Source organism: Sorangium aterium, from assembly GCF_028368935.1.
Classification (GTDB): Bacteria; Myxococcota_A; Polyangia; order Polyangiales; family Polyangiaceae; genus Sorangium; species Sorangium atrum.
Map to the genome: position 1 here is coordinate 2,666,985 of NZ_JAQNDK010000001.1, position 22,599 is coordinate 2,689,583.

Genomic DNA, 22,599 nt, shown 5'->3' on the forward strand with positions numbered 1-22,599 from the left:
GAGCGCCGCTCCCGTCCGCCGTCACCGCCGAGACGGGCGCAGGCCGCAAGCTCGTCCGGCAACAGTTAACTCTTTAACGCCACCCCCGGTGCGCATGTGCGACAGGTGCTTAACTTATCGAAAGAGCTCGCGTTCGAACGTCGGCGAGCGTTGGCAACATTCTTGCCTGGAGGGGGCTGCCTCGCGCTGCGCTCTGTGCGCCGTGAAGGGTCAGCTTGTGCGTCGATCTCGACAGGCAGCTTCCGGAGGATCGTTGATGAATCGAATTTTTAGGCGTGCGGTGCTCCTCGGCACCGTCGCGCTGACCGTCGTGGGGGCGGGCTGCGCCGAGGAGCGGCCGTCCATCAGAAGGGTGCAGAGCGATGCGCTCGCCAAGTCCTTCTTCGTTGGAGGGAACCTGAAAGACATCGTCGATGACCCCGAGTTCTACATGCGGGGTACGGTCGTCGACGTCGGGTACGGCGCAGCCCAAGATGGCCTCTTCACGTCGACCTATGCTCAGCCCGTCTCCCGGATCAAGTGGGAGATCACCGAGCACCAGCTCAACGCTCGGCTCGCTTACGAGCGCATCGAGGGGACCGACGGCAAGGGCAACAGCTACAACGGGCTCGCCAAGAAGACGACGAACGACGGCCAGATCGTCGCGAGCTACGCGATCGAGTCGCATTTCGACATCGTCCGCGAGTACAACCCGTCGACCGGCGAGGAGTCCAACGTCATCTCCGAGAACACGAGCGACCGGCTCTGGTACGAGCGCGAGTACTTCCGCGTCGACTGGTCGCGCAACCTGGCCACCGACGCCTACAACTTCGACACCCTGTCGCAGGTCGGCCTCTACGGAGGTGTCGAGTACGAGCCGCTCGCCTATTACGTCAGCGACCCCGCGTCCGCCGACGCTCCGCGGTTCGACGGCGAGAACGGCTACTTCGACGTCACGACGAAGGCGTTCGCCACGCCTGTCCTGCTCGACCTCTCGAGCCTCGGCTGGGGCATCGACAAGTTCCCGGCCTGCATGCTCCCGGGCGACTTCGCGGGCGGCACCGACCCGTACGGCAACTGCAACCCGGTCGAGATCACGATCCGGCAGTCGTTCAAGAAGGTGGTCGACAGCGACTACGAGCCGGTCGACGTCGACGGCGTGAGGTTCCAGGCGTTCGGCATCTTCACCGCCGATTCCCGCTACGGCTACGAGCGCAACTACGGGATCGTGGACAACCAGTGGCGGCGCTTCGCGGCCCGCTACAACCTCTGGGAGCGCAGCCACTTCTACGAGAACCCCGAGGCGATGGAGGGCGCGATCGCCTGCGCGACCTCGGAGGCGGCCCAGGCCGCCGATCCGAACCTCGACGAGGACGGGGACGGCACCGCGGACGCGTGCGCCGCGGCCGGCGCGGGCTCGCAGTGCGACGTGTACAAGCAGAAGTGCACGCTGCCCTACACGGAGCGCAAGGCCGTCGTCATCCCCTGGTACGTCGGCGGCAACACGTCGGAGGACATCTTCGAGGCGACCGAGTGGGCCACCGAGGAGTGGGATCTCGCGATGAAGACCGCGATCCAGACCTCGCGCCTCGTCGAGTGCCGGAAGACGGGCGGCCAGGACTGCGAGGCGAAGTTCCCGATGTGGAAGGGCCAGCAGGACGACATCGACGAGGCCGTCGCGCTCTCGCGCGCGCTGAACGCGTGCCGCCGCGAGCAGGGCTGGGACGCGCCGGCGTGCGACAACCAGGTCAAGCAGGCCGCGGAGCAGCTCGCTCAGCGGCGCGGCGGCGACCCGGCGACGCTCGCGATCGGGAGCGTCGTCACGCAGCCTTCGGTGATCGTGCTCTGCCACAACCCCGTCGTGGAGGGCGATCACCCCGCCTGCGGCGACACGAGCGTTCCCCTCGAGGAGCGCGTCGCCCCGCGGCTCGGCGACCTCCGCTACAACAGCGTGCTCATCGTCGAGAAGCCGCAGACCCCGTCGCCCTGGGGCATCATGGTCGACGCCGACGACCCGCTCACGGGCGAGAAGGTGGCCGCCAGCATCAACATCTGGAGCCACGTCACCGACTCCGCGGCGCAGCAGCTCGTCGACATCGTCCGCTACATCAACGGCGAGATCCCGACCGCGGATATCACCGACGGCAAGTACGTCCGCGACTGGGCGCAGGCGAGCCGCATGTCCGGCGGCGGCCAGGGGCCCACGATGACGAAGCAGGAGGTCACGTCGCGGCTCGCGAGCGCCACGAAGCTCGACGCCGAGGCGTACGCGGGCCTCGTCGCGCAGGGCGTCTCCCCCCAGCTCAAGGCGCTCATCGAGCCGATGAAGGCGAAGGTCGCCGACATCGCGGTGCGGGGCGACATCCCCTCCCCGCAACAGGCGGTCGTGGGCGCCCGCATGAAGGCTGCCCGGGGCAGCCTCGCCGAGTCGGAGCTCATGAACCCGGCGATGCTGAAGCGCGCGGGCGTCCCCGCCGGCCTGCCCATCGACGGCCCGCTCGCGGACGCGGCGTCGCCGTTCGCGATGAACAACCCGAAGATGCACTCGCAGCTCCGCCGCATGCACGACAACGCGCTCGCCGAGCGCGGCGCCTGCATCCTGCACGAGGCCCCCGAGGCCTCGGCGATGACGGGCCTCGCGGAGGCGCTCCGCGAGAAGTTCCCCGTCGGCGACGGCGAGACGGCCGACGAGAGGCGGGGGCGCTACGAGAAGATGTTCAAGTACATCCAGCGCCGCTACCAGTATGCGGTCATCGCGCACGAGATGGGGCACTCCATCGGCCTCCGGCACAACTTCGTGAGCAGCTACGCCTCGCTCTTCTTCCGGCCCCAGTACTGGCAGCTCAGGACGAAGAACGGAAAGGTCAAGGCGGAGTGCAAGGGTGAGGCGGACGAGAGCCCGGAGGCGTGCGTCGGCCCCCGCTACTTCGACGCGATCACGGACGAAGAGCAGAAGAACATGATCTGGATGTTCCAGCACTCCACGGTCATGGACTACCCGGGCGACGTCTCGCAGGACCTGGTGGGCCTCGGCGTTTACGACTTCGCCGCCGCGCGCTTCTTCTACGGCGACAACGTGAGCGTCTACGACAACGGCGACAGCAAATACCTCGCCGGCGGCAGGGTCGGCGGCGGGCTCCTCGCCGCGACGGACAACTTCGGCGGGCTGGCCGGCATCAAGTACGGCACGTTCGCGAAGGGCAACGCCACGAACGCGCCCAGCGTCAACGACTTCCACTACTCCCAGCTGCAGTCGCAGTACCAGGTCATCCGCGACTGCTACGACGTGGAGACGACCCCGCCCGCGACGTGGAACGAGCAGCTCGACGGCAAGTGGCACCCGCTCCTCGACGGCGGCATCGTCACGGTCGGCGGGGAGGCGAAGCGCTGCCGCCAGCAGCCTGTCGACTACGTCGGCTGGACGCAGCTGCGCAAGCCGCAGGACAGCGAGACCGCGATCGGCGCCTTCCGCGGCGGTCCGGCGGTCGACGCCAAGAGCCGCGTCCGCGTGCCGTACGGCTTCGCGACCGACAACTGGGCCGACACCGGCAACGTCTCGGTCTTCCGCCACGACAACGGCGCCGACCCGTACGAGCAGCTGATGTTCCTGATCACCACCCAGGAGAACAGGCACATCCTCGACAACTTCCGGCGCAACCGCACGACGTTCAGCGTCCGCGCCGCCGCGGATCGCTCCTACAGCCGCTACAACGAGAAGATGCTCGGCATCGCCGGCGGCATCGGGTTCTACGGGACGATCTACCAGGATCTCGCGACGAACCAGGGCCTGTCGTTCGACACGCTGTGGCCGCTCCTCATCGAGGGCAGCCTCCAGGAGAACGTCGTGGCCGCGACGGTGGCCTTCGATCACTTCGCGAGGCAGCTCGCCCGCCCGGAGGAGGGGCCGCACTACCTGCGCAACTGGGAGGCCGAAGATCGGCCCAACCCGTGGTCCGAGTGGAACGTCCTGCGCTCGAACAACGACGGCGACGACTACGGCGCTGGCGAGGACTTCAGCGGCTTCGGCGGCACGCTCAACACGCCGGTGCTGGTGCAGATCCCGAACGGCTCGACCGGCTACCTGAAGGACGTCGGGTTCGGCGGTCACCCGCTCGAGAACAGGAACTCGGAGGACCACGGCGACTTCGACACCGACTACTCGTTCAACGCGGGCAGCTACTACGACAAGATCCACACGGCCATCCTGCTCTCCGAGTCGGAGGACCGGTTCGTGAGCCAGTCCCGCCGCGACTTCTACGACGCCCGCTTCCGCGCGGTCGGCATGGCCGACGTGCTTCCCGAGGGCTACCGCCGCGTGCTCGCCAACGCCCTCACCGGCGACCGCTCGCTCCTCGCGCCTCGCCTCGAGGCCGGCGAGGACGGCCTCCCGTTGCTCGACAAGGAGAGCAAGGATCCCGACCCGCTGGCGAAGGAGTTCCCGGCGCGCGCGATGGGCTGGGTCAGCTGGTGGCCGAACGAGGGGCCGAAGGTCTGCTTCCCGACCGACGGGAAGAACCTTTGCACGAACTACACCGGCGGCGACTTCGACCCGGCCGTCGTGGACCGGACCATCGCGGTCGATCCGCAGATCGGCTGGGAGGTGCAGAAGTTCCTGATCGCGTGGACGCTCGCGAACATCCCCGCGAACGGCAAGACGAACTGGCTCGACATGATGCGTATCTACCGGCTCGGCAGCGACTCGGACCCGGGCATCGAGCAGCGCATCGAGTGGCAGGACCCGACGTCCGGGCAGATCTACTACGCCCGCACGTACGGAATGGAGTGCCTCTTCGGGGCCGGCAAGAACAGGGCGGCCTGCGAGGACTCCGGCGGCAGGTGGGTGCAGAAGGGCATCGCGGCCCGCGTGCTCGAGTACGCCAACTTCCTCACCGCGAAGGGCTACCAGCTCGACCCGAGGCACGAGGCGCAGCCGGGCAACCCGGCGGACAGCATCCCTGCGGATCCCGCGTACGTCGGCGACTACGGCCCCGGCTTCAACAAGTACGGTCGCGCGATGATCACGTACCACCCGGACGGCACCGCGATCATCATCCCGGATCCGGCGATCAAGGACGTTCCCGCGGTCGGCGACCTCAAGGAGGTGCCGCCGTGCGATCAGAACGTCAACGCGAACTGCACCCAGCTCACCATCTACAAGAACCACTACGCGTACGAGCTGAAGGGCTACAAGTCGGTGCCTGACTACCTGCTCAAGATGATGGCCCAGTTCGGCCTCGCCGACCCGGAGCAGCTGGGCATCTTCCCCGACTGATCCGCGCCTCCCCGCGCCGGGGCCCCGCGCCGGGGCCCCGCGCTCCTCTCTTCTTCGCCTCTCCCCTCCTCTCCCCTCCTAGGCGTTAACCAAGCTTCGCGCCGCGTTCTCCCACCATCCGAACGTTTACGTGGTCGTGAACGTTTACGTGGTCGTGGTCGTGAACGTGGTCGTGGTCGTGGTCGTGGTCGTCAACGTCAGGCCGTGAACGACCACGACCACGACCACGACCACGACCACGACCACGATTACGATTACGTAAACGTTCACGTTGGTGACGCCCTGCGCGGCGCCGGACGGCCGCGAACCTCCGGCCCGAGCTCGCCTTGCCGAGCCCGCCCTGCTGCCGTTGGAGGTCGCGCGGGCGCCAGGGCGGCACTACGCTCGCCATGGCGCCGCGCGCGCCGCGGCATGATCCCTTCCCCCGCCCTCCACGCCATCGCCCCGGCCCAGCGCTCGGACGCGCGGGCCTTCGCGATCTACCTCATCGAGCATGTGGCCGAGTCCGGTCGCCGCGGAGTGCCCCATTTCGCCGTCGCGACGTCGCTCAGCCGCGACGAGGTCGAGCACAGCGCGCGCGACCGCTGGGGCAAGGCGCTCGACGAGCCGCTCTGGGGGCGGGCCTGGCTGCTCCGGTCGAGCGAGCCGCGGGCGCGCGTCATCGGGCACATCGAGCTGCGCGGCGGCCGCGTCTGGTCCGAGGGCCACCGCGCCGTCGTCGCGATGGGCATCCTCGGCCCCCACACAGGGCAGGGCCACGGCCGGCGCCTGCTCGAGACCGCGATCGCCTGGGCCCGCGACGAGGCGGGCCTCGAGTACCTCGACCTCGGCGTCTTCGCCAACAACGAGCGCGCCAGGCGGCTCTACGCGGGGATGGGGTTCGTCCCGATCGGCACCCGGGAAGACGCGTTCCGGGTCGACGGCGCCATCCTGGATGACATCCAGATGACCCTCGCGCTCCGCTCTCCCGACCCGCGCGCGGTCGCCCCGCCGGAGCGCTGAGCCGCGGCCCGGGCGGCCCCCGGGGCCCGCCCGCGGCCGGCCCGTGCCCCGCACGAGCGCTGGACGCGCGCTGGAGGGTACCCGCCGCGGCGCAGATGCGTCATGAGGACAACGCCGTCCAGGCGCCCGTCCAGAGGCCCGGCCGTCGCCGGCCCGGATCGCCGGCGGCCGTCACCGCAGTCCATCGCCACCGAAAGCCACCATGCGCCGCTCGCCGCTCTTGCCGATCTTCCTGACCGTCTTCGTCGACGTCCTCGGCCTCACGCTCGTCCTCCCTCTCCTCCCGTTCTACGCCGAGCACTTCGGCGCCAGCGAGCTCGTGGTCGGCGTGCTCGCGGCGAGCTACGCGGTCTGCCAGCTCGTCTCCGGGCCGATCCTGGGCCGGATCTCCGACCGGGTGGGCCGCAAGCCGACGCTGCTCGCGAGCCAGACCGGCACGTTCATCGGGTTCCTGGTGCTCGGCTCGGCGAGCTCGCTCTGGATGCTCTTCCTCGGGAGGATCATCGACGGGCTCACGGCCGGGAACCTGACGATCGCGCAGGCGTACATCAGCGACGTGACCCGGCCCGAGGAGCGCACCAAGGCGTTCGGCCTGATCGGCATCGCCTTCGGCTCCGGGTTCCTTCTCGGCCCGGCCATCACGGGGGAGCTCGCGAGCCGCTTCGGCTACGGCGCGCCGGCGTACGGCGCGGCCGCGCTGTCGCTCCTGTCGGTCCTCCTCACGGCCACGCTGCTCCCCGCGAAGCCGCCCTTGCCCGCGGCCCAGGAAGGGGCGGCCGCCGGGGCGGCCCGGCCGGCGTCGATGCGCCGCGGGGACGCCTTCCGCCGGTACTTCGACCGGCCGCTCCCGCGCCGCCGGCTGCTCGAGTTCTTCGCCTTCTCCCTCTCCTTCTCGACGCTCATCGGCGGCCTGGCGCTCTTCCTCGAGCGGCGCTTCGCGTTCGGCGTCAAGGAGACGGGCTACCTCTATGCCTTCTCCGGGCTCATCGGCGGCAGCATCCAGGGCGGCCTGATCGGCCGGCTGGCGAAGCGGTACGGCGAGGAGCGGCTCGCGCTGCTCGGATTCGGCGCGATGGTGGTCGGCTACGGCCTGCTCGGCGTCGCGTACACCCTGCCCGTGCTGCTCACGCTCGTGGGGATCGCCGCGTTCGGCGCGGCGGTGGTGCGGCCGGCCGTCACCACGCTCCTCACGAAGAGCGTCGGCCGCGACGAGCAGGGCGCGGCGCTCGGCGTGAGCCAGTCGCTCGCGAGCATCTCGCAGATCATCGGCCCCATCGGCGCCGGCTGGCTGATCGAGCACCGCGCGCTCGCGGCGTACGGCCTGATGGCGGCGAGCTTCGCCGCCCTAGGCGTCCTCCTAGGCCTCCAGAAGATCCCCGTCGGCGAGCCCATCGAGCTCTGAGCGGGCCGCTCTAGGCGCGCGCGCCCTTTACGAAGGGGAGCAGGGCGTCGACGAGCGGCGGCGTGGCGTCGTCGAGCCGACGGGGGTTGTGCCAGGCGAACGGCTCGATGAGGCGCGACGGCCGGAGGCCGAGCTTGCCGCGCGAGCACTCCACGAGGAGCGACAGCGCCCCGTGGCGATCGTGGAGCCAGTCGATCTCCAGGCCCGCCTTGCGGACGCCCCAGGCGAAGCGGACGTAAGACATGGCGCGGTACGGCCTGCGGTCCGCGGCGCGCGCGACGCGCAGCGCGAAGGCGCGGTGCTCGGCGGCGTCGGCCACGGGCCAGAGGCTGTGCGCCGGCGGGTACAGCACGGCGCCGCCGGCGCTGTGCAGCGACAGGGCGCGGTCGATCCGGCGCGAAGACAGCGCGTGCGCGATGGCCTCCACCTCCGGCTCGCTGGCGGGGCGGCTGCCGGGCGAGAAGAGGAGCCCGATGAAGCGCTGGATGAGGCCGCGCTCGTACCATCCGGCGTCGAAGTTCCGGTTCAGGTCGACGCCCCGGGCATTGCCCCGCACGTAGCGGTGTCGCCCGGCGCGGAGGTTCATCTCGACGCGGAGGAGCCCGTCCGGGTTCACGATCGGGACGGCGAGGATCGACCGGCCGCCGAGGTCCTGGGTCGCGAGGCGATCGAGCAGCGCGAGGTGGGCCTCGATGCCGATCCACTCGAGGGGGTGGATCCCGGACAGGATCACCGTCGTCCGCACGCGCTCGCGCGACCCGGCTCCCGTCGAGGGGCGCAGGCTGGCGCGCTCAGCGCGCTCGGCCAGCGAAGCGATGGCGGCGTCGCTCGACGCCGGATCGTCCGCGCCGCCCGGCGCGCGGCTGCCATCGGCATCCGCATCGGCAGCCGGCGTACCACTGAGATGGAGATCGGGATCGAGCGGGCGGAGCGAGACGCCGTTCGCGACGCTCCCTCCTCCGTGGCCGCTCGGCGCCAGGCGGCCCGCGGCTTGCTTCTCGGCGCGCGCAGCGGGCAGGCTGGCTGCGCCGAGATGAACGGCGAGCAGCGGCTCGCCCCGGATCGAGCGCCCGATCAGCGTGACCTGCGCTCCGCGGTCGGCGAGCCGGTCGATCGCTTCCAGGAGCTCGCCGTACCCGCGGTAGGGACCGAGCCCTCGGCGAGCGAGCAGACGGGAGAGCGGCGCGCGTCGGTGTACAAAGAGGGCCGCCCTCAGGGCAGCCAGGCCTTGCTCTTCCGACGCCTGATCGGACTTCGGCATGCAGGGCTCACCTTTACCCTAGATGGCACGAACTATAGACCACCGGCCGCGCATTCGTGCGATCCGGACCAGGTCAAACCAGGGATTACCGTGGCAGCGGGCGCGCATATGGAATTCGACGGCAGCGGGTGGGCGGAAGGACGTATCGAGCTGCTCCCTCCGAGCGAGGGATGGTCGCTGCTGTCACCGGAGCCCGAGGCGAGGATCGACGAGCACCGCTGGGCGCATCAGGCGCGCGTCTTCTTCGGAGCGGAGCTCACGCTCGTGCAGAAGAAGGCGTACCCGTCGGGGACCACGCCGATGACCGACGCCGTCGAGGTGGACATCGGGCGCACCTCCTCTTCTTCGTCTTCCACGCCGCGCGCGGCGAGCCGCGTGCTCGTCATGACGGTGCCGCTGGATCGTGCGCCGCTCGTGCGCGCGGCGGCCGCGGCGGGGGTGCGGGCGATCGGCGGGCGCGGGTTCGACGCGCTGCTCGCGCGGGCGCGGCGGGTCTGGCAGGTGCGAGAGCCGCCGATCGCCGGCGACGACGCGCGAGCGCCGCTGGTCGTCACCGCGGTGCTCGCGGCGGTGCTGCTCGCGCCCGTGGTGCCGCCCGGCGAAGCGACGATCTTCGGGGTGAAGGGGGCCAGGGAGCGGCTGCAGCGGCTCGGCTGGTGACGGGGCGGCGCGGCGCTCGTTCGACCGGGCGGGCCCCTGCGATGCGGCGAGGCGATCACGGCTCCGCGCGCTCACCGCGCGGCGCGGCGGGCCGCGAGCCCGAGCGCGACGAGCGTCGCGACGTACGGCAGGAGCTGCACCAGATCGCCCGCGCGCGACGCCCCCCGCGCCGCGGACTGGAGCGCGATCTGCAGCGCCTCCAGCGCGCCGAACAGGAGGCACGCGAGCGCCGCGCGGCCGGCGCGGAGGCCGCTCACGACGACGGCCGCGAGCGCGATGAAGCCGCGGCCGTTCGACATGCCGGAGTCGAAGCGGCGCTGGTCGTACGCGAGGTGCGCGCCGCCGATCGCGCAGATCGCGCCGGACAGCGCGAGCGCGGCGCAGCGGACGCGGGTCACGGGGACGCCCGCGGCCGCGGCCGCGGCCGGGTTCTCGCCCGCGGCGCGCACCCGGAGCCCGAAGCGGGTGCGGGCGATCCAGAGCGGCGTCGCCGCGATCGCGAGCGCCGCCGCGATCGAGACCGGATCGAGGAGCACGCGCGCGAGCAGCGCCGCGCCGCTCTTCCCGGTCGGGCCGGCGCGGAAGCCCTCGATCGAGGGGGAGCTCGAGGCGCTGTCGTACAGCCCGCGCAGGAGGAGGCGCGTCCCGGCGTAGGCGAGCAGGTTCATCGCGATGCCGCTGACGACGGGGTCCACGCGGGCGCGCTCGACGAGCAGGGCGTGGCCGAGCGAGAGGGCGGCGCCCGCGGCGATCGCGGCAGCGAGGCCCGTGGCCGCGCTTCCAGTCGCGTGGGCGACCGCCACCGAGGTGAACGCGGCGGCGAGCAGCACCCCCTCCAGGCCGATCTGGACGATGCCCGAGCGCTCCGCCCAGATGCCGCCGATCGCCGCGCAGGCGTACGGCGCGGCGATCCGCAGCGTCTCGGCGAACATCACCAGGGCGGAGGCGCTCACGGAGGCGCCTCCCCGGAGCGGCCCCCGCGCGCCGTGGCGGAGGCGACGAGGACGATGGCCAGCGCCTCCAGCACGTCCATCGCCTCCTTCGGCACGCGCGCGTTGATGGCGAGGCCGGCCTGATTGAGGGTGCCGAAGAGCACGGCGGCAAGGACGAGCCCGAGCGGCGTCCCGCGGCCGAGCAGCGCGACCGGGATGCCGGCGTAGCCCGCGCCCGCGCCGAGGCCGACCTCGTAGTACCCCTTGTAGCCGAGCGTCGTCGCGGTCATGGCGGCGCCCGCCACGGCGCCGGCGGCGAGCATCGCCTCGAGGCGCCGGCGCGGCACGTCGATGCCCTCCGCGCGCGCGACCTCGGCGCCCTGCCCCACGAAGCGCGCCTCGCGGCCCGCGCGGCTCCGCGACAGCGCGCGGTGCGCCGCGAACGCGAGCGCCACCGCGAGGAGGAAGGCGACGCTCACGGCGCTGCCGTGCAGCGCGGGGACGAGGCGCTCGAGCCGGGGCAGCCTCGCCGCGGGGATCGCGTCCGCGGTGCGCATCGCGGCCCTGCTGAAGACCGACGCGAGCAGCCACGGCGCGAGCACGTCGGCGATGCGGTTCATCATGATCCCGCTGATGATCTCGTGGGCCCCGAGGCGCGCGCGCAGGACCGCCGGGACGAGCGCGACGGCGGCGCCCGTGGCCACGGCGCACGCGATCGACGCCGGGACGGCGACGAGCCACGGCGTGCGCGCAGGGAGCTCGGCCGCGACCACGGCGCCCGCGAGGCTCGCCATCGTCACCTGCCCCTCGGCGCCGATGTTGAAGAGGCCCGCGCGGAGCGCGATCGAGAAGGAGAGCCCGGTGAAGAGCAGCGGGGTCGCCTTGAAGAGCACCTGGCCGACGCCGTACGGGGTGCCCCACGTGCCCTCGAAGGCGCGGCGCAGCGTCGACACGGGCGCCTCGCCGAAGCCGAACGAGATGAGGTTCAGGGCGAGGAGGATGCCCCCGAGCACGAGCGCCGCGGGGAGGGCGGCCCCCTGGAGGTCGCGCAGGCGGCGCCGCCAGCGCGCGGGGCCGGGCCGCTCGCCGGCCGGGCTCACGCCGCCTCCACGCCGAGCATCGCGCGCCCGATCTGCTCGTCGGAGCACGCGGGCGGGAGCGTCGCGACGATCCTGCCCTTGCGCATCACGAAGATCCGGTGGCAGAGCCGCCGGAGCTCGCCGAGATCCGCGCTGATCACGAGGACCGCGAGCCCCGCCCTGGCGGCCTCGGCGATGGCACCATGGATCACGGCGGCGGCGCCGACGTCGACGCCCCGGGTCGGCTGGGCGAGGATCGCGGCCGCGCGGCGCGGCGCCCGGGTGGCCTCGCCCGGCCCGGGCGCGGCCTCGCCCGGGCCGGGCGCCGCCGGCGCGACGCGATCGAGCGCCCGCGCGACGACGATCTTCTGCTGGTTGCCGCCGGAGAGCTCGCCCGCGAGGCGGGACGGATCGGGCGGCACGACGCCGAAGCGGGCGATGCGGCGCGCGATGAGGGCCGCCTCGGCGTCGCGCCCCCGGGCGCCGCGCGGCAGCGCGGCGAGGTCGCCGAGGACGAGGTTGTCGCCGACCGACGCGTCGAGGAGCAGCCCCTCGGCGTGGCGATCCTCGTGGACCACGCCGAGGCAGGCCCGGCGCGCGGCGATGCCCCACGAGGAGAGCTCGACCCCGAAGGCGGTGACGCGGCCGGCCGCGCGCGGCTCCATCCCGGCGAGGGCGCGCACGAGCTCGCGCTGGCCGTTGCCCTCGACGCCCGCCACGCCGGCGATCTCCCCTGCGCGCACCGTGAGGGTCACGCCGTCGAGCAGGCGCTGGCCGCCGGCGCCGGCCACGGTCAGCCCCGCGATCTCGAGCGCCGCGGGCGCGTCTTCTGGCAGCGGCGGCCGCTCGACCCGAGGCGGCGGCTCGCCGCCCATGATCGCGCGGGTGAGCTCTCCCTCGGCATCCGTGGACCAGCCGATCGTGGGCCGCGAGAGCACCACCTGCCCGCGGCGCATCACGGTGACGTGGTCCGCGAACCGGATCACCTCGTCGAGCCGGTGGGTCACGACCGCGACCGTGTGGCCCTCGCGCACGAGGCGCCGGAGGGTCGCATACAGCGCGTCGGCCTCCAGCGGGGAGAGCACGGCCGTCGGCTCGTCGAGCAGGATCGCCCGGGCGCCGCGGTAGAGCACCCGCAGGATCTCGAGCTTCTGCCGTTCGCCCACGGTGAGCGACGAGGTGATGGCGTCGAGCGGGATCTCGAGCCCCGCGGCCTGCATGAGCGCGCCGGCGCGGGCGCGGGCGCCAGCGAGGTCGATCCGCCCGCCTCGGAGCACGGGCTCGCAGCCGAGCACGACGTTCTCGAGGGCAAGGAAGCTCCCGACGAGCATGAAGTGCTGGTGGACCATGCCCACGCCGCGGCGGGCGGCCTCGGCGGGCGTCGCCGGCCGGAGCGCGGCGCCGTCGACGCGGACGATGCCGGCGTCGGGCGCGAGCACGCCGGCCGAGAGCTTGAGGAGCGTGGACTTGCCGGCGCCGTTCTCGCCGATGATCGCGTGGAGCGCGCCGGGCGCGAGGTGGAGCGAGGCGGCGCGCACCGCGATCTGCGCGCCGAAGCTGCGGCTCACGCGGTCGAGCTCGATCGCCGCGCCGCCGTGGGCGAGCGGCGAGGGCATTGCAGGAACGGGCGGCGCGGGCATCCCGGGGGCCGGCGGCGCCGTCATGAAGCGGGGCTCCGCGGCGAGGGCGGTCGAGCGAGGGCGGGGCGGCGCTGGGCGACCACGCCGGGGATCAAGCGGCCCGACCTGTCGTGGCGCCAGTCGCGCCGGCGCTCCTTGGGCGTCCGGGCTCGCCGGAGGGGCGCCGCCGAGGACGGCGCGGCGCGCCCGCCCTCGGCCGCCTGGCGAGGGAGATCTCGCGCGGCGCTCTGAGGTGCCTGCTCGTCGGGCGCCTGTACTAGCGTGCGCGCCCGTGCGCTCCCGCTTCCCGCTCGTGGCCGCCCTGTTCTTCGTCTCCGGCGCGACCGGCCTCCTCTACGAGGTCGCCTTCTCCAAGCTGCTCGCCTACGTCTTCGGCGCCACCGCGTATGCCGTGAGCACGGTCCTCGCCGCCTTCATGGGCGGCCTCGCCCTCGGCGCGCACCTCGGCGGCCGCCACGCCGCGTCCGCGCGCCGCCCGCTCGTCGTCTACGGCGCGCTCGAGGCGATCGTCGGCGCGATCTGCGCCGTCTCGCCGTTCCTGTTCGAGGCGCTGACCTCGGCCTACGTCGCCGTCGCCCGCGCCGCGCCCGACTCGCTCGCGCTGCTCACCGCGGCGCGCGCCGCGCTGACCGCGCTCGTGGTCGTCGTCCCCACGGTCGCGATGGGCGCCACGCTCCCGGTGCTCTCGCGCATCCTCCGCGCCGGCGCCGCGGCGGACGGCGGCGCGCCCCCCGCCGAGCACGACGCCGCGCGCCGCCTGGCTTCGCTCTACGCCATCAACACGGCGGGCGGCGCGGCCGGCGCGCTCTCCGGCGCCTACGTGGTCCTCCCGCACCTCGGCATCCGGGGCGCGCTCTGGTCCGCGGCGATCGCCAACGTCGCCCTCGGCGTCGTCGCGATCTCCGCCGGGCTGCGCGGCCCGGCGCCCGCTGCCGCCCCCGAGGCGCGCTTCCCGGAGGCGCGCTCCCCCGAGGCCCCCGAGGCCCGCTCCGCGGACGCCCCGCTCGCCGCCTCCACCGACCGGGCCGAACCGCCGTTCCTGCTCCTGCTCGCGTTCGCGTCGGGCTTCCTGGTCTTCGCCGCCGAGGTGGTCCAGACGCACCTGCTCGCGCTGCTCATCGGCAACAGCGCCTACGCCTTCGGGCTGATGCTCGCCGTCTTTCTCGTCTGCCTCGCGGCCGGCGCCGCGCGCTCGCCTGCCCTCGCGCGCCGCCACGGCGAGGGCGCGCTCTCCCGGGGGCTCGCCGCCGCCGCGCTCTCGCTCGCCGCCACCGTCCCGCTCTGGGACCAGCTCCCGCGGCTCTTCGCCTTCGCCGGCAAGCACGTCGACGGGTGGGCCGGCCGCGAGGCGTGCCGCGCGCTCGCCGCCCTCGCCATCCTCGCGCTGCCCACGCTCTGCATGGGCACCACCTTCCCCCTGCTCCTCGCGCGCGCCGCCGCGCACGCCGACGTCGCCGCGCGCGTCGGCAGGCTGACCTCCGCGAACACCCTGGGCACGATCGCCGGCTCCATCGTCACCGGCTACCTCATCCTGCCCGCGCTCGGCTCCGAGCGCGCGCTCCTGGCGATCGCGCTCGCCTTCGCCCTCACGGCCGTCCTCGCCGCCGCGCGCGCCGGCGCGGAGCTCCCCCGCGCCCTCGCGCTGGCCGCCGCGGCGGGGGCGCTCGCCGTGCTCGCGCCCCGCTGGGACATGGCCCGCCTCACGAGCGGCGCGAACGTCTACTTCGCCATGGGGCCGCGCCCCGAGCGCATCGACTTCGTGCGCGAGGACGTGCACGGCGGCGTCACCACGGTCGCGCGCCTCGCCGGCGTCACGACCATGTACACGAGCGGCAAGTTCCAGGGCGACGACGGCCCCGAGATGACGGCGCAGCGGCGGTTCGCGCACTTCCCCTCGCTCTTCCTCCGCGACACGCGCGCCGCGCTCGTCATCGGCCTGGGCACCGGCACGACGACCGGCACCATCGCGGCCTACCCCTTCGAGCGCATCGACGTCGCCGAGATCTCGCCCGCGATCGTCGAGGCGTCGCGGCGCTTCTTCGCCGGCCCGAGCCTCCGCGCGCTCGACGATCCCCGCGTCCGCCTCTCGCTCAACGACGGCAGGAACGAGCTGCTCGTCGCCGCCCCGGGCCGCTACGATCTCATCGCCATCGAGCTCACCAGCGTCTGGTTCGCGGGCGCCGCGAGCCTGTACAGCCACGAGTTCTACGAGCTCGCCCGGTCCCGGCTCACCGAGGGCGGCGTCCTGCAGCAATGGGTGCAGCTCCACCACATCCGGCGGCGCGAGCTCGCCGTCGTCGTGCGGACGATGCGCAGCGCGTTCCCGCACGTCGCGCTGTTCGTGGGCGGCGCGCAGGGCATCCTCGTCGCGAGCGGCGCGCCGCTCGTCGCCTCGGGGGCGCGCCTCGCCGGGCTCGACGCGCGCCCGTCGCTCCAGGCGACGCTCGCCGGCGCGCGGCTCGAGGACCTCCTCGACGCCCTCGTGGCCTCGGACGACGATCTCGACCGCCTCGTCGCCGAAGCGGCCGAGGACGGCGGGCCGATCGTGTCCACGGACGACAACCTCTACCTCGAGTACGCCACGCCGAAGGGAAACGTGCTCCCGTACGGCGCGTCGCTCGACGCGACGCTCGCGCTCCTCGAGCGTTACCGGACGCGGTCGCCGCGCGCGCGGCACCTCGCACCCTGAGGTCGCTCAGCCCCCCGCGGGCGCCTCGTCCGGAGGTCGCTCAGCCCCCCGCGGGCGCCTCGCCCGGAGGTCGCTCAGCCCCCGCCCGCGGGCGCCGCGCCGCCCTTCGCGGGCGCGCTCTCCTTGGCCGGCGCGCTCGGGGCCGGGGGCTCGCCCTCCTGCGCTTCCGACGTGGCCCGCGGCTTGACCGGCACCGGCTTGATCTCGTCGCCCGTCGCCACGAAGCCCTTGCGGGGCGGAGGCGCCTTGAGCTGCGCGGCCTGCGCCGCGCGCTGCTTGCGCTGCTCGAGGCTCAGCACCTCCAGCGCGAGGCCGCCCCTGTACGGGTCCTGCCCCAGGAAGGGGCGCCCGTTCACCTCGGCCACGTGGAACTCGACCCGCCGGTTCTCGCTGCGGCCTGCCGCGATCTCGTTCGGCCCGAGCGGGCGCGACTCGCCGAAGCCCACCGCGATCAGCCGGTCGCTCTCGACCTCGTGATCGACCAGCCAGTCGGCGACCGCGAGGGCGCGCCGCGCGCTGAGCGACTGGTTGTGCTCCTCGCTCGACTGCGCGTCCGTGTGCCCCTCGATCCGCAGCCGCGTCACCTCGGGGTGCTCCTTGATGAACTGGAGCAGCGTCTCCAGCGTCTTCTCGCTGCCCGGCCGGAGGGTCGCCTTGTTCGTGTCGAAGACGATCTTGCCCTCGATGTAGACCTGGCTCTCCCCGCCCTGCTCCGACCAGGGCTTCTCCGGGTACCATCGCGGGAGCGCGCGCTGGTCCTCGGCGCGCGGCAGCTCCCGCGGCGGCAGCCGGTTGTCGCTGCACCCCTGGCCAGCGAACGCGGCGGCCGCGAGCGCCGCCGCGAGCGCGAACGGCAGGGAGGTGCGGGCGACCTGCTTCCTCTTCGGGTCCATCTCGCCCTGCAGCGTGTCAGAACCGGCGCTCGGACCGCAAGTAACCTGGCGGACGCCGGGCCGGCCGGCGCGGAACGCGGCTTGTGGTAAAGGGAGGATCGCCATGTCCGCGCTGTCGTCCACGCCCGAGGGCTCGCCGATCGATCCCAAGCTCGCCGGGCTGCGCGCCCGGCTCCGGGAGCTCGGCTCGGTCCTCGTCTGCTACTCCGGCGGGGTCGACAGCGCCTTCGTCCTCGCGGTCGCGCACCAGGAGCTCGGCCCGAGGGCCGTCGGGATGACCGCTGTCTCTCCGAGCCTCGCGCCGGCCGAGAAGGAAGAGGCCACCTCGATCGCCCGGCTAATCGGCGCCGACCACCGGCTCGTCGAGTCGTCCGAGATCGACGATCCACGCTACGTCGCGAACAACCCGGATCGCTGCTTCCACTGCAAGAGCGAGCTCTACCGGATCGCCGCGCGAAAGCGATCCGAGTGGGCGATCGCGGCGATCGTGAACGGCACCAACACCGACGACCTCGGCGACTACCGCCCCGGGCTGGAGGCGGCGCGGGAGGCGGGCGTGCTGAGCCCCCTCGTCGAGCTCGGCTTCAGCAAGGCCGACGTGCGCGCCGGTGCGGCGCGCGTCGGCCTGCCGATCTGGGACAAGCCGGCCGCGGCCTGCCTCTCCAGCCGGATCCCTTACGGGACCAGCGTCACGCGCGAGCGTCTCGCGCAGATCGGCGGCTTCGAGGCAGCGCTGCGCGGCCTCGGCTTCCGCCAGGTTCGCGTCCGCTACCACGACGACCTCGCGCGCATCGAGCTCGACGCGGGCGAGCTCGCGCGCGCCGCCGAGCCGCCCGTGCGCGCCGAGATCGTGGCCGCCGGCAAGCGGCACGGCTTCCGTTACGTGACGCTCGACCTCGGCGGGTACCGGATCGGCAGCCACAACGAGGTCCTCGTCGGCCGCGCCCTCAAGATCGTGAGCTGACCCCCGTGGCGACGCGAAGCGCGGGGCTCGCGGCCGAGGATCACCTGCGACCGCTCGGCGGGGTCGTGTTCCGCGCCCCGGTCAGCGAGAAGGATCTCCTGCGGACGGCGGCATAGGCTCGGCTACGCTGCCGTTCCCGACGCTGCCCGGACCGCCCTCGACGACACACAGCTCGTCCGGCCATCGGTCGAGGGTGCTCCCCCAGGCGTGTGCAACGTTCGTTTCGAGCTCGAGATCCACGGCGAAGGAAAGCCAGGACACGCTGCCCGCCCATCAGGACACGCTGCCCGCCCATCAGGACACGCTGCCCGCCCATCAGGACACGCTGCCCGCCCATCAGGACACGCTGCCCGCCCATCAGGACACGCCACACGCTCATCAGGACACGCCGCCCCCCATCAGGACGCCCCTGCCCCGCCTTCGCGCCGAGTCGCGCTGCCCGGCGCGCCGCTCGGCCGCGCGGCCTCACACGAGCGACGAGCGCGCGACCTTGGCGCGCTCGTCGCGCTCCTTCAGGTGCTCCAGGATGATCACCGCCGTCTCCTCGATGGCGCGCCGGGTGACGTCGACCACCGGCCACTCCGGGTGCGCGGCGAAGAGACGGTTCGCGTAGTCCAGCTCCTGCCGGACGTGCTCGCGCATCGCGTAGTTGGTCTCGGAGGGCATCCCGAGCTGGCGCAGCCGCGCCTGCCGGATCTCGCAGAGCTGATCGATCCCGATGGTCAGGCCGATGACCCGATCCTGCGGAGCCTCCATCAGCTCGAGCGGCGGCGGGACGCCGAGCACCAGGGGGAGGTTCGCGACCTTGAGGCCGCGCTGCGCGAGCAGCGTCGACAGCGGCGTCTTCGATGTGCGCGAGACGCCGACGAGCACGATGTCGGCCCGCCTGAAGTTCCGCGGCTCCTTGCCGTCGTCGCTCTTCACCGCGAACTCCACCGCCTCGATGCGCCGGAAGTACTCCTCGCTCAGCGGGAGCATCGCGCTCGGCAGGTTGATCGGCTCCCGGTCGAGGAAGGTGCCGAGCCGGACGATGAGCGAGCCGATCAGATCGATCGCCTCGATGTTCAGCTCGGCGGTGGACGCGTGCACGAACTCGCGCAGCTCGGGGCTGACCACGGTGAACACGACGAGCGCGCCCTCCCGGGCCGCGCGCTCGAGCACCGGCCGCGCGACCTCCGGCGTGCGCACCCGGGTGTGGAGGCGGATCTGCACCCCCGCGTCCGGGTACTGGAGGAGCGCGGCGCGCACGGCCTTCTCCGCCGTCTCTCCGGTGGAGTCGCTCAGGACGTCGATGAACTTCGCCTTGTCCATGTCCCATCCCTCCGTCGCCATGTCGGCTCAGGCGCTCGAGGCAGGGCCCGTGCCTCGGCGTTCAGCAGAGCGCGGAGGATCGCGCGCGGCCGCGCGCCAGGTCAACCAAACAGCCCCTTCAGCTTCTCCATGAAGGTGGCCTGCTGAGGCTGCACGTTCTCGCCGAGCTCCTTCGCCAGCTGCGCGATGAGCTCCCGCTGCGGCGCGGTGAGCTGCGTCGGCACCTCGACGCTCACCTCGACGAGCTGGTCGCCGCGCCCGCCCACGACGCGGCGCGGTATGCCCTTGCCCTTGATCCGGAGCACCGCGCCTGGCTGCGTGCCCGGGGGGATGCGGAGCCGGCCCTTCCCCTCCAGCGTCGGGATCTCCAGCTCGCCGCCGAGCGCCGCGCGCGCGAACGAGATCGGCACGGAGCACACAACGTCGTCGCCGACGCGGCGGAAGAGCTCGTGCGGCGAGACGCGGATGGTGAGCTCCAGATCGCCCGGCCCCCGGTCGGAGCGGACGGCGTTGCCGCCGCGCTCCACGAGCCGCGTCGCGCCGTTCTCCACGCCCGGAGGGATCGTCACCTCGATGGTCTTCTGCTTCGCCGCGAGGCCGGCGCCGCGGCACGTCCTGCACGGGTCGGTCACGATCCGCCCCGTGCCGCGGCACCGCCCGCAGGGGCGCTCGATCGCGATGGGGAACATCCCCTGCTGCATCCGGACGCGGCCGCGGCCCGAGCACGCCGAGCAGCGCTCGGTCGACGCGCCCGGCGCGGAGCCCGAGCCGGCGCAGTCGCCGCACGGCTCGACGCGATCGTAGGTGATCTCCTTCGCGCAGCCGAACGCCGCCTCCTCGAAGGTGATCCGCACCTCCTTCTGCAGCGTCCCGCGGTCGCCGACCCGGATGCCCAGGGCGCCGAGGAGATCGCCGAAGATGGCGTCCAGGTTGAGGTCCTGCATGTCGAAGGGCACGCCCGGGACCCCCGAGCCGGCGGAGGCGCCGACGGCGGCGGGCCCGAACCGATCGAACGCCGCGCGCTTCTGCGGATCGCTCAGGATCTGGTAGGCCGCGTTCAGCTCCTTGAAGCGGACGTGCGCGCCCTGATCCCCCGGGTTCTTGTCGGGATGGTGCTGGCCGGCGAGCCGCCGGAAGGCGCTCTTGATTTCATCCTGCGTCGAGGAACGCTCGACGCCCAATACTTCGTACGGATCCCGCACGACGTGCGAAATAGCATCGATCGCCCTCCCGGGACAGCGGCTACCGGGCCGCCTAATCCGCTGATTTCCCTTCAGGCCCGGCGAGTTCGCGCTTCATCACCTTGCCCGTCGGGTTGCGCGGCAGCGCGCCGACGAAGACGACCTCGCGCGGGACCTTCGGGCCCGCGAGCCGCGCGCGGCAGTGCGCCCGGATGTCGCCCTCGCTCGCGGCCGCGCCGGGGCGCAGGGCGACGACCGCGCGCACGCGCTCCCCGAAGTCGCGATCCGGGACGCCCACCACGGCCGCCTCGGCGACCGCCGGGTGCTCGTGGAGGACCGACTCCACCTCGGCGGGGTACACATTCACGCCCCCCGAGATGATGAGCTCCCGCTTGCGGCCCTCGAGGTGGTAGCAGCCGCGCGCGTCGCGGCGGGCGAGGTCGCCGACAGAGAAGTGGCCGTCGCGCGTCGACTCGCGCGTGGCGCCGGGATCCCTGTGGTATCCGGAGACCAGCAACGAACTCCTCACGTAAAGCTCGCCCACCTCGCCGTCCCGGCACGGCGTCCCGTCCTCGCGCAGGAGCAGCAGCTCGCTGCCGGCGACGGGGCGCCCGATGGTGCCCGGCGAGGCGCGCAGATCCTCGGGGCCCGCGATCGTCACGATGCCCGTCTCGGTCGCGCCGTAGAAGTTGAAGAGCCGGTCGCCGAACGCCGCCATCACCTCCGCCGCGAGCGTCGGCGAGAGCGGCGCGCCCCCCACGAAGATCGCGGTGAGCGACGACGTGTCGTAGGCGCGGAGCCGCGCCTCGCCGAGCTCGAGGACGCGGTGGAGCATCGTCGGGACGACCGCGGTGGTGGTCACGCGGTACCGCTGGATCGCCTCGAGGAAGAGCTCGGGCTGGAACTCCGGGAGGATCACGATCGTCGCGCCGACGATGAGCGACAGGTTGACGAAGCCGAGCGCCGTGAGGTGGTAGAGCGGGCACACGGCGAGGTGCACGTCCCCCGCGCGCATCGGGGTCGCGCCGATGGCCCCGAGCGCCGGCAGGACGATGCCGCCGCCGAAGCCGCGCACCGCGCCCTTCGGCTTGCCGGTGGTGCCGGACGTGTACATCACCACCGCGGCGCGCTCGCTCCGATCCGGCGAGGCGCCCCGCTCGGCGGCGAGATCGTCGAACGCGGCGAGGACGTCGTCGAGGTGCGAGAAGCCCGGGACGCGCTCGCCGATCGCGATCATCTCCTCGGGCGGGATCCCCTCGAGCCGCGGCGCGGCCTCGCGGATCACGCCGGCGATGTCCGAGTCGAACAGGAGCAGGCGCGCCCCGGCGTGGCCGGCGAGGTAGGCGAGCTCCGCGGGGGCCGATCGCCACGAGGCCGTCACCACGGACGCGCCGACGCGGGCCAGCGCGACCTGGCACATCAGGAACTCGGGGCGGTTCTTGAGCGCGAGCAGCGCGGTGACGCCCGGGCCGACGCCGCGCCGGTCGAGCGCGCAGCCCAGCCGATCGATGGCCTCGTTCAGCGCGAAGAACGAGTAGACCCGATCCTCGGCCGGCGGCCCCGCGCCTCGCTCCTCCGCGCGGGACGCCAGGCTTGCGAGGCTCCGCGGCTCGATCACGGCGATCCGGTGCGGGCTGTTCTCGGCGTGGAAGCGGAACAGGAGCGACGGGTTCGCCTTGCCCCTCGCGAGCTCGCGCGCGAGCACCCTGAGCCCCGGCCAACGCAGCGCGGCGAGGAGCCCTGCCTGCGTCACCGCCCGGCCGGCGGCGAGCGTCGCCTCGATCGTGTTTCGCCCGGCCGCCAGCGCGGCCCTGACCCCACCGAGTTCCATGACCGGCGACTTTACTCTGGCCCGCATGCGCCGTGGTAGGGTGGGTCCCGTGACGGATGCTGACCGCCGCTCAGCCCAGCGCGCCGCGATCGAGCTGAGCGTAGAGTACAAACGGCTCAACACGTTCTTCGCCGACTACACGCGCAACATCTCGAAAGGCGGGACGTTCATCCGGACGGATCGCCCGCTCGCGATCGGCACCGAGTTCGTGTTCGCCCTCTCGATCCGGAACCTGGCCGAGCCGCTCCGCCTTCGCGGGCGGGTGAAGTGGATCGTCACGTCCGCCGAGGCGACAGAGTCGGCTCCGGCGGGGATGGGGATCGAGTTCCAGTACGCGAGCGACGCGGAGCGCGGCGCCACCGAGGCGGTGGTCGAGCAGCTGATGATGAGCGAGCTCGGCGAGACGCTCGCCTCCAAGCTGCTCGGCCGCAAGCTCGGCGACGGCTCGCGGTAGCGCCGGAGACGGAGCGGCCCCCGAGGGGATGCGCTCACGCTTCCCCCGT

General features: G+C 73.1%; 16 protein-coding genes. 7 read left to right on the top strand and 9 right to left on the bottom strand.

Features of this window, described 5'->3' with window-relative positions:
- Positions 1-256: 256 nt before the first annotated feature.
- Positions 257-5,251, top strand: coding sequence for a zinc-dependent metalloprotease (locus POL72_RS09715; protein ID WP_272094768.1), 4,995 nt, complete (start codon positions 257-259; stop codon positions 5,249-5,251).
- 144 nt (positions 5,252-5,395) lie between these two features.
- On the opposite strand, the gene POL72_RS09720 is transcribed toward POL72_RS09715, so the two are convergent.
- A complete protein-coding gene (locus POL72_RS09720) occupies positions 5,396-5,521 on the bottom strand; it encodes a hypothetical protein (RefSeq protein WP_272094769.1) in 126 nt (41 codons plus the stop codon).
- A gap of 141 nt (positions 5,522-5,662) precedes the next feature.
- On the opposite strand from POL72_RS09720, the gene POL72_RS09725 reads away from it, so the two are divergent.
- Positions 5,663-6,253, top strand: a complete 591-nt coding sequence (locus tag POL72_RS09725; protein ID WP_272094770.1) for a GNAT family N-acetyltransferase — start codon at positions 5,663-5,665, stop codon at positions 6,251-6,253.
- 202 nt (positions 6,254-6,455) lie between these two features.
- Positions 6,456-7,655 (top strand): MFS transporter, encoded by a 1,200-nt coding sequence (locus tag POL72_RS09730; RefSeq protein WP_272094772.1) that lies wholly within the window; start codon positions 6,456-6,458, stop codon positions 7,653-7,655.
- A 10-nt stretch (positions 7,656-7,665) separates the two neighbouring features.
- On the opposite strand, the gene POL72_RS09735 is transcribed toward POL72_RS09730, so the two are convergent.
- Positions 7,666-8,916, bottom strand: a complete 1,251-nt coding sequence (locus tag POL72_RS09735) for a M14 family metallopeptidase (protein ID WP_272094773.1) — start codon at positions 8,914-8,916, stop codon at positions 7,666-7,668.
- A gap of 90 nt (positions 8,917-9,006) precedes the next feature.
- Between POL72_RS09735 and POL72_RS09740 the strand changes: the two genes are divergently transcribed.
- Positions 9,007-9,576, top strand: a complete 570-nt coding sequence (locus POL72_RS09740) for a hypothetical protein (protein ID WP_272094774.1) — start codon at positions 9,007-9,009, stop codon at positions 9,574-9,576.
- Positions 9,577-9,647: 71 nt separating this feature from the next.
- Here the strand turns inward: POL72_RS09740 and POL72_RS09745 are convergent, their stop codons facing one another.
- Genes POL72_RS09745 through POL72_RS09755 form a run of 3 tightly spaced genes read right to left on the bottom strand, consistent with a single transcriptional unit; the run spans position 9,648 to position 13,251 of the window.
- Positions 9,648-10,529 carry an ABC transporter permease gene (locus POL72_RS09745; RefSeq protein WP_272094776.1) on the bottom strand — a complete coding sequence of 294 codons (882 nt, stop codon included), beginning with the start codon at positions 10,527-10,529 and terminating at the stop codon, positions 9,648-9,650.
- A complete protein-coding gene (locus tag POL72_RS09750) occupies positions 10,526-11,608 on the bottom strand; it encodes an ABC transporter permease (protein ID WP_272094777.1) in 1,083 nt (360 codons plus the stop codon). The genes POL72_RS09745 and POL72_RS09750 overlap by 4 nt, the downstream gene beginning before the upstream one ends.
- Positions 11,605-13,251, bottom strand: coding sequence for an ABC transporter ATP-binding protein (locus POL72_RS09755; RefSeq protein WP_272094778.1), 1,647 nt, complete (start codon positions 13,249-13,251; stop codon positions 11,605-11,607). The genes POL72_RS09750 and POL72_RS09755 overlap by 4 nt, the downstream gene beginning before the upstream one ends.
- Positions 13,252-13,498: 247 nt before the next feature.
- Here POL72_RS09755 and POL72_RS09760 point away from each other — a divergent pair, with 247 nt between their 5' ends.
- On the top strand, positions 13,499-15,916 hold the full coding sequence (locus POL72_RS09760; protein WP_272094779.1) for a fused MFS/spermidine synthase: 2,418 nt from the start codon (positions 13,499-13,501) through the stop codon (positions 15,914-15,916).
- Between the two features lie 74 nt (positions 15,917-15,990).
- Here POL72_RS09760 and POL72_RS09765 read toward each other — a convergent pair whose 3' ends face one another.
- Entirely contained in the window at positions 15,991-16,809 is an 819-nt protein-coding gene (locus POL72_RS09765) for an OmpA family protein (protein ID WP_272094780.1), read from the bottom strand.
- Positions 16,810-16,912: 103 nt separating this feature from the next.
- Here POL72_RS09765 and larE point away from each other — a divergent pair, with 103 nt between their 5' ends.
- Positions 16,913-17,773, top strand: a complete 861-nt coding sequence (larE, locus tag POL72_RS09770) for an ATP-dependent sacrificial sulfur transferase LarE (RefSeq protein ID WP_272094781.1) — start codon at positions 16,913-16,915, stop codon at positions 17,771-17,773.
- A 465-nt stretch (positions 17,774-18,238) separates the two neighbouring features.
- On the opposite strand, the gene POL72_RS09775 is transcribed toward larE, so the two are convergent.
- The 3 genes from POL72_RS09775 to POL72_RS09785 form a co-directional block, all read right to left on the bottom strand.
- Positions 18,239-19,084, bottom strand: a complete 846-nt coding sequence (locus POL72_RS09775; RefSeq protein WP_272094782.1) for a pyruvate, water dikinase regulatory protein — start codon at positions 19,082-19,084, stop codon at positions 18,239-18,241.
- Positions 19,085-19,185: 101 nt separating this feature from the next.
- Entirely contained in the window at positions 19,186-20,286 is a 1,101-nt protein-coding gene (gene dnaJ / locus POL72_RS09780; RefSeq protein ID WP_272094783.1) for a molecular chaperone DnaJ, read from the bottom strand.
- Between the two features lie 52 nt (positions 20,287-20,338).
- A complete protein-coding gene (locus tag POL72_RS09785) occupies positions 20,339-22,096 on the bottom strand; it encodes a class I adenylate-forming enzyme family protein (RefSeq protein ID WP_272094784.1) in 1,758 nt (585 codons plus the stop codon).
- 49 nt (positions 22,097-22,145) lie between these two features.
- Here POL72_RS09785 and POL72_RS09790 point away from each other — a divergent pair, with 49 nt between their 5' ends.
- Positions 22,146-22,550 carry a PilZ domain-containing protein gene (locus tag POL72_RS09790; protein ID WP_272094785.1) on the top strand — a complete coding sequence of 135 codons (405 nt, stop codon included), beginning with the start codon at positions 22,146-22,148 and terminating at the stop codon, positions 22,548-22,550.
- Positions 22,551-22,599 lie beyond the last annotated feature (49 nt).

Bases quoted from the DNA above. Each gene is read 5' to 3' on its own strand.
- POL72_RS09725 (WP_272094770.1), top strand. From the start codon at position 5,663: ATGATCCCTTCCCCCGCCCTCCACGCCATCGCCCCGGCCCAGCGCTCG.
- POL72_RS09755 (WP_272094778.1), bottom strand. From the start codon at position 13,251: ATGACGGCGCCGCCGGCCCCCGGGATGCCCGCGCCGCCCGTTCCTGCA.
- POL72_RS09730 (WP_272094772.1), top strand. From the start codon at position 6,456: ATGCGCCGCTCGCCGCTCTTGCCGATCTTCCTGACCGTCTTCGTCGAC.
- POL72_RS09715 (WP_272094768.1), top strand. From the start codon at position 257: ATGAATCGAATTTTTAGGCGTGCGGTGCTCCTCGGCACCGTCGCGCTG.
- larE (WP_272094781.1), top strand. From the start codon at position 16,913: ATGTCCGCGCTGTCGTCCACGCCCGAGGGCTCGCCGATCGATCCCAAG.
- POL72_RS09765 (WP_272094780.1), bottom strand. From the start codon at position 16,809: ATGGACCCGAAGAGGAAGCAGGTCGCCCGCACCTCCCTGCCGTTCGCG.
- POL72_RS09735 (WP_272094773.1), bottom strand. From the start codon at position 8,916: ATGCCGAAGTCCGATCAGGCGTCGGAAGAGCAAGGCCTGGCTGCCCTG.
- POL72_RS09785 (WP_272094784.1), bottom strand. From the start codon at position 22,096: ATGGAACTCGGTGGGGTCAGGGCCGCGCTGGCGGCCGGGCGAAACACG.
- POL72_RS09775 (WP_272094782.1), bottom strand. From the start codon at position 19,084: ATGGACAAGGCGAAGTTCATCGACGTCCTGAGCGACTCCACCGGAGAG.